Source organism: Bradyrhizobium prioriisuperbiae (genome assembly GCF_032397745.1).
Classification (GTDB): domain Bacteria; phylum Pseudomonadota; class Alphaproteobacteria; order Rhizobiales; family Xanthobacteraceae; genus Bradyrhizobium_A; species Bradyrhizobium_A prioriisuperbiae.
On sequence record NZ_CP135921.1, the window covers coordinates 1,572,365 to 1,585,035 of the forward strand.

At 62.3% G+C, this 12,671-nt stretch carries 9 protein-coding genes and 1 riboswitch; of the genes, 3 read left to right on the forward strand and 6 right to left on the reverse strand.

Features of this window, described 5'->3' with window-relative positions:
- Positions 1-145 precede the first annotated feature (145 nt).
- On the reverse strand, positions 146-1,285 hold the full coding sequence (locus RS897_RS07340; RefSeq protein ID WP_315835921.1) for an acyl-CoA dehydrogenase family protein: 1,140 nt from the start codon (positions 1,283-1,285) through the stop codon (positions 146-148).
- A gap of 63 nt (positions 1,286-1,348) precedes the next feature.
- On the reverse strand, positions 1,349-2,533 hold the full coding sequence (locus RS897_RS07345) for an acyl-CoA dehydrogenase family protein (RefSeq protein WP_315835922.1): 1,185 nt from the start codon (positions 2,531-2,533) through the stop codon (positions 1,349-1,351).
- Positions 2,534-2,692: 159 nt separating this feature from the next.
- Here RS897_RS07345 and RS897_RS07350 point away from each other — a divergent pair, with 159 nt between their 5' ends.
- Together RS897_RS07350 and RS897_RS07355 are read left to right on the forward strand one after the other, a co-directional pair.
- The gene (locus RS897_RS07350; protein ID WP_315835923.1) at positions 2,693-3,241 is read left to right on the forward strand and encodes a carboxymuconolactone decarboxylase family protein; all 549 of its coding nucleotides are present in this window, start codon (positions 2,693-2,695) and stop codon (positions 3,239-3,241) included.
- Between the two features lie 52 nt (positions 3,242-3,293).
- Positions 3,294-3,803: a VOC family protein gene (locus RS897_RS07355; protein ID WP_315835924.1), complete on the forward strand. Its 510-nt coding sequence runs from the start codon at positions 3,294-3,296 to the stop codon at positions 3,801-3,803.
- Positions 3,804-3,908: 105 nt separating this feature from the next.
- Here RS897_RS07355 and RS897_RS07360 read toward each other — a convergent pair whose 3' ends face one another.
- From RS897_RS07360 to RS897_RS07375, 4 genes are all read right to left on the reverse strand, one after another.
- Positions 3,909-5,150 carry an MFS transporter gene (locus RS897_RS07360; protein ID WP_315835925.1) on the reverse strand — a complete coding sequence of 414 codons (1,242 nt, stop codon included), beginning with the start codon at positions 5,148-5,150 and terminating at the stop codon, positions 3,909-3,911.
- A 269-nt stretch (positions 5,151-5,419) separates the two neighbouring features.
- Positions 5,420-6,556 (reverse strand): ribonucleotide-diphosphate reductase subunit beta, encoded by a 1,137-nt coding sequence (locus RS897_RS07365; RefSeq protein WP_315835926.1) that lies wholly within the window; start codon positions 6,554-6,556, stop codon positions 5,420-5,422.
- A 166-nt stretch (positions 6,557-6,722) separates the two neighbouring features.
- The gene (locus RS897_RS07370; protein WP_315835927.1) at positions 6,723-9,599 is read right to left on the reverse strand and encodes a ribonucleoside-diphosphate reductase subunit alpha; all 2,877 of its coding nucleotides are present in this window, start codon (positions 9,597-9,599) and stop codon (positions 6,723-6,725) included.
- A gap of 109 nt (positions 9,600-9,708) precedes the next feature.
- A riboswitch (cobalamin riboswitch) is annotated at positions 9,709-9,939 on the reverse strand.
- 124 nt (positions 9,940-10,063) lie between these two features.
- Positions 10,064-10,426, reverse strand: coding sequence for a nuclear transport factor 2 family protein (locus RS897_RS07375; RefSeq protein ID WP_315835928.1), 363 nt, complete (start codon positions 10,424-10,426; stop codon positions 10,064-10,066).
- A gap of 229 nt (positions 10,427-10,655) precedes the next feature.
- Between RS897_RS07375 and RS897_RS07380 the strand changes: the two genes are divergently transcribed.
- Positions 10,656-12,671, forward strand: coding sequence for a carbohydrate porin (locus RS897_RS07380; RefSeq protein ID WP_315835929.1), 2,016 nt, complete (start codon positions 10,656-10,658; stop codon positions 12,669-12,671).

The following is a 12,671-nucleotide window of genomic DNA, read 5'->3' on the forward strand; positions in this document are numbered from 1 at the left end:
CCCTCATGCTACTTTAGTATGAAACTTGCCGGCCTTGGTCGTGCCCCGTCCGTCGTCAGCTTTTCCCGGTGCGGCACGCCTCGATTGCCGACAGAAAGCAGCTTATTTTCAATAGGTTATGCGAATTCAAAGAGATGAACCCGCGTCAGTATTTTCTCAGCCGCGCTAGTTGATCAGCATGAAAGTTTGAATCGCCAAAAAGTTCCTGACAAACACGTGCCCGCTTCATAAAAAATCCAATGTCGAACTGATCCGTCATCCCCATGCCGCCATGCATCTGCACCGCCTCCTGCACGGCAAGGGTCCCAGTGGTGCCAGCCTTGGCTTTGGCAACCGCAACCGCGGGGCCGGCCGCCTCGAAATTCTCGTCCAGCAGTTGCAGCGCCTTCAGCACCGTGGCCCGGGTCAGTTCGATTTCGCAATAAAGGTGGGCGGCGCGGTGCTGCAGGGCCTGAAACTCGCCGATCAACTTTCCGAACTGCTTGCGCTCCTTCAGATAGGTGACTGTGCGGCCGAAAACCTCTTCGGAGGCGCCCAGCAGCTCGGACGCGACCACACCGCGGCCGACATTGAGGATGCCTTCCAGCAGCACCCCGCCCTGGTCCACTTCCCCGAGCACGCCGTCCGCGGTCACGTCCACATCATCGAACACGATCCGCGCTGCATTGTGCGCGTCGACCATGGCGGTGCGTTCGACCGCGATGCCTTTGCTCTTCGGATTCACCAAAAACAGCGTCAGGCCGCCGGCCTCGCCCGGCGATCCCGAGGTGCGCGCCGCCACGATCAGAAGATCAGCCACATGACCATCGATCACGAAGCCCTTCGCACCGCTCAGCTTGAAGCCGTTGCCGGATCGTGTGGCCTGCATCGCCGTCTGCAGCGGCCGGTGCTTTGCCCCCTCGTCCACGGCCAGGGCGGCGATCAAGCCGCCCTTGGCGATTCCAGTGAGATACTCGGACTTCTGCGCCGCCGTTCCGCCGCGCGACAGCGCCAACGTCGCAAGCACGGCGGTGGACAGAAACGGCGAGGGCATCAAGGTGCGGCCGATCTCCTCCATGATAATGCCCGCTTCGACACACCCGAGCCCGGTGCCGCCGAATTCCTCCGGCACAAGCAAGCCGGAAAATCCCATCTCCGCAAAAGTGCCCCAGAGTTCGCGCGAGAAGCCCGTCGGGTCCTTGCTGTCGCGCAGTTGCCGCAGGTGCGACACCGGCGCCTTGGTACCAATCAGGCCGCGCGCGCTGTCGCGCAGCATCGATTGTTCTTCGTTGAGGACGAGTGCCATGACAAAAATCCGTTCAGATAAGAGATCGAGAAAAAGCGCCGCGCAGAGGCGGCGAGAGCCGCATCACGCGCCGGGCAGATCGAGAATGCGCTTGGCAACGATGCCGAGCATCACTTCGCTGGTGCCGCCCTCGATCGAGTTGGCCTTGGTCCGCAACCAGGCACGCGCGCGCGCGCCATCCTTGGACCGCTCACTTTCCCATTCCAGTGCGTCGCTGCCGCCGGCCGACATCAGGATTTCATACCGGCGCTTGTTCAGTTCGGTGCCGTAATATTTCATGGCCGACGAGAACGCCGGATGAGCCTGGCCGGCTTTGGCGAGATCCACCGCGCGCTCAGCCGCGCAGGCCAGCGCCGCTTCGTCGATTTCAAACGTCGCGATCTGGCCACGCAGCACCGGATCGTCCAGATGCCCGTGATCGTCGGTGCCGATCGAATCCGCGGCCACCTGCCCGAGCGGCCGGCCAACGCCGCGCTCGCCCATGCCGCTGATCATGGCGCGCTCATGCTGCAACAGGTATTTCGCCACGTCCCAGCCACGGTTGACCTGACCCAGCACATGGGACTGCGGCACCCGCACATTGTCGAAGAAGGTTTCGCAGAATGGCGACTTGCCGGAGATCAACAGGATCGGCTTGGTCGAAACGCCCGGCGAGGTCATGTCAAACAGGATGAAACTGATGCCGTCGTGCTTCTTCGCCGTGGAATCGGTGCGCACCAGGCAGAAGATCCAATCCGCGAAGTTCGCATACGACGTCCAGATCTTCTGGCCATTGATGATGAAGTCGTCACCATTGACCTCGGCGCGAGTCTGCAGCGAGGCGAGATCAGAGCCTGCATTCGGCTCGGAATAGCCCTGGCACCAGCGGATCGATCCCGCCGTGATCTTTGGCAGATGCTCGCGCTTCTGCGCGTCGGTGCCGTATTTCAACAGCGCCGGCCCGAGCATCGAAATGCCGAAGCTCACCAGCGGCAGCCGCGCCGATATCGCCGCCATCTCCTGGCGCAGGATCTTCGCCTCTTCACCGTCGAGGCCGCCGCCGCCATATTCCTTCGGCCAGTGCGGCACGGTCCAGCCCTTGTCGCGCATACGCTCGAACCAGATCCGTTGCGGCTCCGATGAAAAGGTCGCGTTGCGGCCGCCCCAGAAGGTGTCTTCCTCCTTGGTCATCGGCTTGCGCATCTCAGGCGGGCAATTGGCCTCCAGCCAGGCACGTGTGTCTTTGCGGAATTGATCGAGATCGGCCATCGCGCGTTTCCTGTGATTTAAATGTTGGACGCGACTTTAGCCGCGGCCTTGCGGAATTCAACAGATCGATGACAATTGGCCGCGCTTCGCACGACATGGCTGCCGCGCCTGTCAATCCCTCGCTCCAACAACAAGAACCGAAACCGGAGGAAATTCAACATGCGCCTCACCTGGATTTCGCCTAGCGAAATGACCGAGCATCAGCGCGCCACCTACGACGAATCCATCGCCAGCAAACGCGGCCGGCCACCGGAGCCGATGATGGCATGGTTGCACAGCCCGGAAATGGCGCGGCACGCGACGCGGCTCGGCGCCTTCCTGCGCTACGACACCACGCTGACGCCGCAACACTCCGAGCTTGCGATTCTGGTGACCGCACGGCACTGGAGCGCGAAGTTCGAATGGTATGCCCACAAGAAGCTGGCATTGGCCGCCGGCATGGACCACCGCATCATCGACGACATCAATGCGCGGCGTGTGCCGCAGTTCGACGATCCGAAGGCGCAAGTGATCTATGACGTCAGCAGATCGCTGCACGAGACCCATGTCGTCCCCAAACCGCTCTATGACAAAGCGCAGGAGTTGCTGGGACAACGAGGTTTCGTCGAGGTGATCGGCCTCGTCGGCTACTACACGCTGGTGTCGATGACCCTCAATGCCTACGAGTTCGGCCTGCCGGAGGGCGAGGTCTCCGATCTTGCGCCGTGAGAGCGTCGCCCCCACATAGCGGCATTAGCGTCCATGTGGGGACCGAGAGGTCATGTCCGATCCAGTTTCATCCGCCAGGCCGATCATTGCGGGCACCCGCATCGGCCATATTCACCTCAAGGTCGCCGACCTCGATCGCGCGCTCGGCTTCTATCGCGGCGTGCTCGGCTTTGAGCTGATGCAGCGTTATGGCGATCAGGCCGCGTTCATCGCCGCGGGAGGCTATCACCACCACATCGGACTGAACACCTGGGAAAGCAAGGGCGGCCATCCGCCGCCACCCGGCACCACCGGACTGTTTCACACCGCGATCCTGTATCCCACCCGCGCCGCGCTGGCGGATGCCCTGCAGCGCCTGATCGACGCGGGCATCGCGCTTGACGGCGCCAGCGATCACGGGGTCAGCGAGGCGCTTTATCTGCGCGATCCGGATCAGAACGGCGTCGAGCTTTACTGGGATCGCAGCGAGGACAAATTGCCGCGCAATGCTGACGGATCACTCGCCATGTTCACGCGCCGGCTTGACCTGCAGGATCTGCTGAAGCAGCGCGAGAGCGCCTGATCAGATGTCAGGCCTGTAGCCCGGATGAGCGCAGCGACATCCGGGAATCGTGCATGATGAGAATCCCGGATATCGCTTCGCTCATCCGGGCTACTTTCCCGAAAATCACGCCACCGCCCTGGGCCGCCGGCGAATCAGAACACCGATGGCCGCCGCGACTTCCAGCCCCATGCAGACATAAAACGGCAGGATGTAGCTGCCGGACAGGTCACGCAGCACGCCAATCACCGCCGGACCGCAGGCGGAGATCGCACTGCTGATCGCCGTGGTCAGGCTGACCACGACCCCGAAGGCGCGGCCATCGAACTCCTGATGCACAAGCATTGAGGGCAGCGTGATGGCATTGCCGACGGTGAAGCCGAACACCACGCTGGCGGCGAACAGAGCGGTTTCGCCCGGGATGTTGATCATCGCCAACAGCGCCAGCGCCTGGCTTGCGAACAGAACCGCCGAGGCGACGCGCTGATTGAGGCGGGAAATCAAGAAACCCATGATGACACGACCCACCACCGCCATGACGGTCATCAGCGACATCGCAAGGCCCGCCTTCTCGCGGCCGATCATCGGCTCCATGAACGAGATCAGATGCACGATGAAGCCAATCTGCGCCAGCAGCACCAGGGCAAACGGCAATGTAATAGTCCAGAACGACAACTGGCGGACGGTGTCGCCGCGAATTTGAGAGGGGGTCAGGGCTGCGATCTGGTTGCCATTGCTGTCTTGTCCGTGATGATCCCGATGTGGCGGCTGTCCGATCCCGAACAGGATGGTCGGCAACAGCACCACCGCCATGACCACGGCGATGCTCACGACGGCCGTCGTAAACCCGACGGCGCCGATCAAGGCGACCAGCAATGGCACGCCAACGATGCCGCCAACGCTTGCGCCATTGAGCGCCAGGCTGATGGCAAGCGCGCGCCGTGTGTCGAACCACTGGCCGATGGTGTTCGAAATCGACGCCATGGTCAGCCCGGCCCAGCCGAACGCCATCAGCGTGTAGACCACGTAAAGTTGCCAGGGCGCATTGACAAAGCCGAACAGCACGGTCGCCGATGTCATGCAGACGACGGCACCCGCCAGGAACGTTCGCAGTCCCAGCGCCCTGATGCCGTCGCTGACGAACACCACCAGGACTGCGCTGAACAAATAGAAGAACGTGGTTGCGGTCGAGATCGTCGCGGTCGGCCAGCCATGGGAGCGCTTCAGCTCGGCGAGATAGACGCCCTGGCCATAAAAGCCGAGCGCCCAGGCGAACGCCGCCATCAGGAAGCAGATCAGCACCACCCGCCATCCGCCATAGCGGATCGAGCTTTCATCGACGGCGGGTAGATTGGGGGAGGCATCCATCTGCAGCGCCTCCGGCAGTGCGGTGCAATAAAGAAAGGGGTGACACACCAGCGTATCACCCCTTCCCTACTCATTTGAAGCGCGGCTAGTGTGCTGAACGCGAAGTTCCTGTGAATGTGCAGCATGCTCTTTCAGGAGCTTCGCGTTCATAAGCACACTAGAAACTTATAAATTGCCAGTGTCCTTATCGCTTCGCAAGTTCGTACAGAGATCGCCGGAAACTCAACGAACTTGCGAAGCGGGACACTGGCGCATGCCTTCCGGCTGGACTATTCCCAGCTCAGCGCCCCGCCACTCTGGTATTCGATCACCCGGGTCTCGAAGAAGTTCTTCTCCTTCTTCAGGTCCATGGCTTCCGACATCCAGGGAAATGGATTTTCTGTCTGTGCAAACACCGGAGCCAGGCCAATCTGGGCGCAGCGGCGGTTGGCGATGAAGTGCATGTACTGTTCGCACAAAGCCGCGTTCAGGCCGAGGAAGCCGCGCGGCATGGTATCGCGACCATAACCGGCCTCCAGCTGTGCCGCGTCGTGCAGCATCTGCCGTGCCTCTTCCTTGAAGGCCGCCGTCCAGAGATGGGGGTTCTCGATCTTGATCTGGTTGATCACATCGATGCCGAAATTCAGATGGATCGATTCGTCGCGCAGGATGTACTGATACTGCTCGGCAATGCCGACCATCTTGTTGCGGCGTCCCAGCGACAGGATCTGCGCGAAGCCGGTGTAGAACCACATGCCTTCGAACACGACGTAGAACGCGATCAGGTCGCGCAGGAACGCCTGATCCTTCTCCAGCGTGCCGGTGGAGAACGACGGATTGTCGATGTTCTGGGTGTGCTTGAGCGCCCACGCCGCCTTCTCCGTGATCGAAGGAACTTCGCGGTACATGTTGAACAGCTCGCCTTCGTCGAGGCCGAGACTTTCCACGATGTACTGGAAGGTGTGGGTGTGCACCGCCTCCTCGAAGGCCTGGCGCAGCAGATACTGCCGGCATTCCGGATTGGTCAAATGGCGGTAGATCGCCAGCACGATGTTGTTGGCGACCAGCGACTCGGATGCGGCGAAGAATCCGAGATTGCGCTTGATCATGCGCCGCTCGTCCTCGGTCAGGCCGTCACGTGATTTCCACAACGCGATATCGGCCTGCATCGAGACTTCAGTGGGCATCCAGTGATTGTTGCAGCCGGCGAGATATTTCTCCCACGCCCACTTGTATTTCAGCGGCAACAGCTGATTGACGTCGGCGCGGGAGTTGATCATCGCCTTGTCGTCGACGCGAACGCGGCCGCCGGCGCGATCGATCACGGGGTCGACCGCGCCTGCCGGGGCGACCGCAAACGTCGGCGGCACGGGAACGATCACGGGCTTCACCAACGTGGATGAAGGGGTATCAGACCAGTCGAGCATGAATTGGTGTCCTTTGAAACTTGGTGTCGTGTGCCGAGGCGCATCGATTCCCCTCCGCGTCATGCGCGGGCTTGACCCGCGCATCCAGCTTCAAAACTCAACGCACATGCCGAGAAAGCTGGATTGCCGGGTCAAGCCCGGCAATGACGGAGGGAGAGGACTGCGCTTACTGGCACGCCTCGCAGTCCGGATCGTTGATCGAACATGCAAGTTGCGTCGGCAGCAGGATCGGCTCGGCGGCTTCCACTACGTTCGCCGACACGGCATTGAGCTTGCCGTCGGTGCCCTTCAGGGTCGACTTCTCGACATGGGTGGCGCTGCGCGAACGCAGGTAATAGGTGGTCTTCAGGCCGCGCTGCCACGCCAGCCGATAGAGCTGGTCGAGCTTCTTGCCCGACGGGTTGGCAATGTAGAGGTTGAGCGACTGCGCCTGGTCGATCCACTTCTGCCGCCGCGCGGCGGCCTCGATCAGCCAGGACGTGTCTATCTCGAACGCTGTGGCGTACAGCGCCTTGAGATCGTCGGGCACCCGATCGATCTGGCCAACGCTGCCATCGAAATACTTCAGGTCGGAGATCATCACCTCGTCCCACAGGCCGCGGGCCTTGAGGTCATGCACCAGCGCCGCGTTCACCACGGTGAAGTCGCCGGACATGTTCGATTTGACATACAGGTTCTGGTAGGCCGGCTCGATCGACTGCGCCACACCACAAATGTTGGAGATCGTCGCGGTCGGCGCGATCGCCATCACGTTGGAGTTGCGCATGCCGACCTTCTTGACCCGCGCACGCAGTGGCTCCCAGTCGAGTGCGACTGAGCGATCGAGATCCAGCACGCCGCCTCGCGCACCGGCCAGGTGCTCCACCGAATCGATCGGCAGGATGCCCCGGCTCCACAACGAGCCATCAAACGACGGATAGCGCCCGCGCTCGGCGGCGAGATCGACCGAGGCCGAGATGGCGTGGAAGCTCAGCGCTTCCATGCTCTGGTCGGCGAAAGCCACGGCGGCATCTGACGCATAGGGCAGACGCAGGATCTGGATCGCATCATGGAAACCCATGATGCCGAGCCCGACCGGGCGATGCTGCAGGTTGGAACGGCGCGCTTCCGGAATCGTGTAGAAATTGACATCGATGACGTTGTCGAGCATGCGCACCGCGGTCTTCACGGTGCGGGCGAGCTTGGCCTGGTCGAGACCAGTCGGTGTGACATGGGCGACGAGATTGATCGAGCCAAGGTTGCAGACGGCGACTTCGGTGTCCGAAGTGTTGAGCGTGATCTCGGTGCAGAGATTGGAGGAATGCACCACACCGATGTGATTCTGCGGCGAGCGGATGTTGCAGGGATCCTTGAAGGTGATCCACGGATGCCCGGTTTCGAACAGCATGGTCAGCATCTTGCGCCAGAGGTCGACCGCGCGCAGCGTCTTGTACACGCGCATGTCGCCGCGCGCCGCCTTGGCTTCATAGGCCTCATAGGCTTTGGCAAACGCCGGCCCGTAGAGATCATGCAGATCGGCGGTCTCGTCCGGTGAGAACAGCGTCCACTGGCCATCGGCCTCGATGCGCTGCATGAACAAGTCGGGCACCCAGTTGGCGGTGTTCATGTCATGGGTGCGGCGGCGATCGTCGCCGGTGTTCTTGCGCAGGTCGAGGAATTCCTCGATGTCGACATGCCAAGTCTCGAGGTAAGCGCAGACCGCGCCCTTGCGCTTGCCGCCCTGGTTGACGGCAATCGCAGTGTCGTTCGCAACCTTCAGGAACGGCACCACGCCCTGGCTCTCGCCGTTGGTGCCCTTGATGTGGGCGCCGAGGCCGCGGACACGGGTCCAGTCGTTGCCGAGGCCGCCGGAGTATTTCGCCAGCAGCGCATTGTCCTTGACCGACTTGAAGATGCCGTCGAGGTCATCGGGAACCGTGGTGAGAAAGCAGGACGACAGCTGCGGCCGCAGCGTGCCGGCATTGAACAGCGTCGGCGTCGAGGCCATGAAGTCGAATGACGACAAGAGTTCGTAGAACTCGATGGCGCGGGCTTCGCGATCGATCTCCCTGACCGCAACGCCCATGGCGACGCGCATGAAGAACGCCTGCGGCAGTTCGAACCGGGTGCCGTCGACATGCAGGAAATAGCGGTCGTACAGCGTCTGCAGTCCGAGGAACTGGAATTGCTGATCGCGCTCCGGCTTCAGGGCCGCCGCAAGCCGCGGCAGGTCGAACCGGCGCAATTCCGGATCGAGCAGTTCGTTGGCGATGCCGACATTGATGTAGGCGTGGAAATAATCGGCATAAAGGCCGGCCATCTCAGCCTGGCTGACCAGTTGCTCGCGCTTGTGCACGAAGGTCAAGGCTTCGCGGCGCAACGCATCCAGCAGCAGCCTCGCGCTGACATAAGCGTAATTCGGCTCCTGTTCGACCAAGGTGCGCGCGGCCATCACCTGGGCCTGGCCGAGCTCCTCGATGGTCATGCCGTCATAGAGATTGCGGCGGGCTTCGCTCAGAACCGGCTCGGTGGAGACGCCCTCCAATCCGGCGCAGGCTTCCGTGACAACGCGCAGCAGCCGCGCCTCATCGAGCGGACGCAATTGGCCATCACTGCCTTTGACATGCAGTGCGAGAGCAGCGGGCGCCGCCGTCGCTTCGGATGATTCGCGGCGCGCTTTTGCGCGCTCTTCGCGGTACAGCACATAAGCGCGGGCGACCTTGTGATGGCCGCCGCGCATCAGCGACAGCTCGACCTGGTCCTGGATGTCTTCGATGTGCAGTGCGCGCTGTGCATCGACGCGCCGGGTCAGCGCGGAGACCACCTGCGCGGTGAGCTCCTCGACAGCTTCGTGCACGCGGCGCGACGCGGCGGCGCTGGCGCCTTCGACGGCGAGGAACGCGCGCGTCACGGCGACCGCGATCTTGCCGGCGTCGAAGGTGCTGACGGTGCCGTTGCGGCGGATCACATGAAATGCCGGCGCGGAGAACGATGCGTCTTGCGGACGCGGTGCCGAAATCGGCGACACGTGACCGTTGTTGGAAATTTCGATGGAGAGAGACATTCGGCAACCCCTTCTTGGATCAGGGGGCTTGGGCCGTGGGACGCTGCGTGAATGCGGCCGACCATATGGCCAGCCGTCAGCAAGCGACCACCGGGGCACCCCGCCCGAGGACGATTCTGGTGTCACGGCAGGTCTCCTGGCTCCGGGTCGTCGCTTCAGTCTGCCTTCCCGGGCGCAAAAAACATGCGTCCAGTGGACTCGTGAGACGTCAGCTCGCCGTTACAGTTGCGGGGGCAGCACCGGCCTGGCCAACGATCGCGGAATGATCGCGCGGCGCACCGGCTTCCCTCTTAGCTTCCAAGACAGAGATCCTAGAAGAACCATGACCACAACATCTGGTATGAGCGCCCGATTCGCGTCAATAGGCTGACCGACTATTTGTTTGTGGATGCGCGTGGACAGCGGGGATGACGCTGCCCGGCAGCCGATGTTGTTACCAGATCGTTAAAACGGAACCGTCTGCCTCAGGTTTTCGGCGGAGTCGGATCGTAAAAGAAGCGCTCACGAAAAACCTTGTCGCCGCGCCACTCCTGCAGCGCGACCTCGTCGACCTTGCGCACGCGGCCCTCCCGGTCGGTGAGCTCGAAGATCCAGTGGATCGCCACATGGTCGCCTTCGACGGTCGAGGCCAGCGCCTTGGAATAGACGTTGGTCATGCGCGCCAGGACCCCGCGCTCATGCGCCACCAGCAGGTCGCGGCCGACACGCGGCGGCGCGGCGTTTTCCTGCATGCTGGCGTCTTCAGTGTAATAGCGCTCGATGGCGCCGGCGTGATCGCCGCTTTCAACCACGGCAATGAACTCATCGAGACGTGCGCGTGACGGCATGGAGACTCCCTTCGATCGGCTTGCGCTTGTTGTTTCAAGCTTCAAGTAAGCAGACGCCGGCCGATCGCAACGTCCGCCGCCCGACGAACCTGGGCGACGCCGTGCCGTGTCGCGCAGACCATTGCTTTTGCGAGTGAATTGCATGTGGCTTGCCAGCTCCTGCCGATCCATGTCACATTCAATTGCGAATAAGTTGCAATAGCAATATCCGCAGGCGCGTGGGGCCGCAATGGGACGTTCGACCGGATGGCCGAAACTGCTGGGTGGGCTGGCCTTGATGATTCCGGCGCTGATGCCGAGATCCGGCCGGGCCGCCGATATCACACTGCCGCTGAAGGCGCCGCTTTGGACAGCAGCCTATGACTGGAGCGGCGTTTATCTCGGCGGCCACGCGGGCTACGGCTTCGGCCGCGGCGATGCCACGGTGCGCGATCCGGATCAGGTCGGCGGACGTCACGGCTTTGGCGGCCAGATCGGCGGCGTGCAGGTCGGCTATAATTACGTGCTGCCGTCGCGCCTGCTGCTCGGCATCGAAGCCGACGCCATGCTGCCGAACTACTTTCTTTCCAACGGCGCGGTGTGGTCCGGCGCAACTGCGCAAAACAGCTTCACCGAGCAGGTCGACTACATCGCCACCCTGCGCGGGCGGCTCGGCTACGTCACCGGCAACTGGATGGTCTATGGCACCGGCGGCCTTGCGCTCTCGAGCAGCCAGGTCACCCGCAGCTCACTGAGCACCGACGACGAACTGACCAAAGGCCTGATGCGCACCGGCTGGGCCGCCGGCGCCGGCATCGAATACGGCTTCGCACGCGACTGGAGCGCGCGCCTTGAATATCTCCACGCGCATTTCGGGCAGTGGCGCACCGAGTTCAGCCCCGGCAGTTCCTATGCCTCCGCCATGAATTTTTCCGCCCTCAGGCTCGGGCTCAACCGCAAGCTCGACTGGTCCGATGTCACCGCCGCCTGGGACGGCCGCCCGATCACCGCCCCGGACAACAGCAATTGGGAAATCCACGGCCAGACCACCTACATCCAGCAGGCCTATCCGTCATTCCGCTCGCTTTATTACGGACCCAACAGCCTGCACGACAGCGCCCAGACCAAGCAGACCTGGAGCACCAGCCTGTTTCTCACCTTCGGCCTGTGGGATGGCGCGGAGCTCTATTACAACCCGGAACTATTGCAGGGCTTCGGCCTCAGCGACACCACGGGCCTTGGCGGCTTCCCGAACGGTGAAGCGCAGAAGTCGGATTTCCTCTATCCGCACTACAACACCTCGCGCCTGTTCCTGCGCCAGACCTTCGGCTTCGGCGGCGAACAGGAGACGATCAACAGCGACTACGGCCAGATGTCCGGCAAGCGCGACATCTCGCGGCTGACCATCCAGGTCGGCAAGTTCGCCGTGCATGACGTGTTCGACAACAACGCCTATGCGCAGGACGCCCGCGTCGACTTTCTCAACTGGTCGATCTGGGCCGCGGGCGCGTTCGATTATCCGGCCGACAAGGTCGGGCTGACTTATGGCGCCGTCGCCGAATTCAACCAGAAACAATGGGCGCTGCGCGCCGGTTACTTCCTCACCGGCAATGAATCGAACTCCAACAATTTCGACGGCGCCGTATTTCGCCGCGGCGCCTATCTCACCGAGATGGAGACGCGCTACACGCTGTTCTCGCAACCGGGCAAATTCCGCATCACCGGCTGGCTGAACAACTCTTTCGCCGGCAACTATCGCGGCGCGATCGATCTTACCGCGGCGATGCCCGGGCTCGATCCGACCGACGCATTGGTCGCGACACGCGAAGGGCGCATCAAATACGGCTACGTACTCGGGCTTGAACAATCGCTGACCGACACCATCGGCCTGTTCGGCCGCTGGAGCTGGAACAACGGCAAGAGCGAGATCGCGGCCTTCACCGACATCGACGCGTCGCTGTCCGGCGGTCTCTCGATCAAGGGCGCATCGTGGGGACGCCCCACCGACACCATCGGCATTGCCGGTGCGATCAACGCGCTGTCGAGGGATCACCGCGACTATCTTGCGATCGGCGGTCTCGGCATCCTGATCGGCGACGGCCAACTCAATTATCGCCAGGAGAAAATCTTCGAGGCGTACTACGCGATGAACGTGTTCGCCGGCACGGTCGCGACCCTCGATTATCAGTTCATTACCAACCCCGCTTACAACGCCGACCGCGGTCCGGTGTCGATCTTTTCCGGCCGCGTCCGCGCGGCTTTCTGA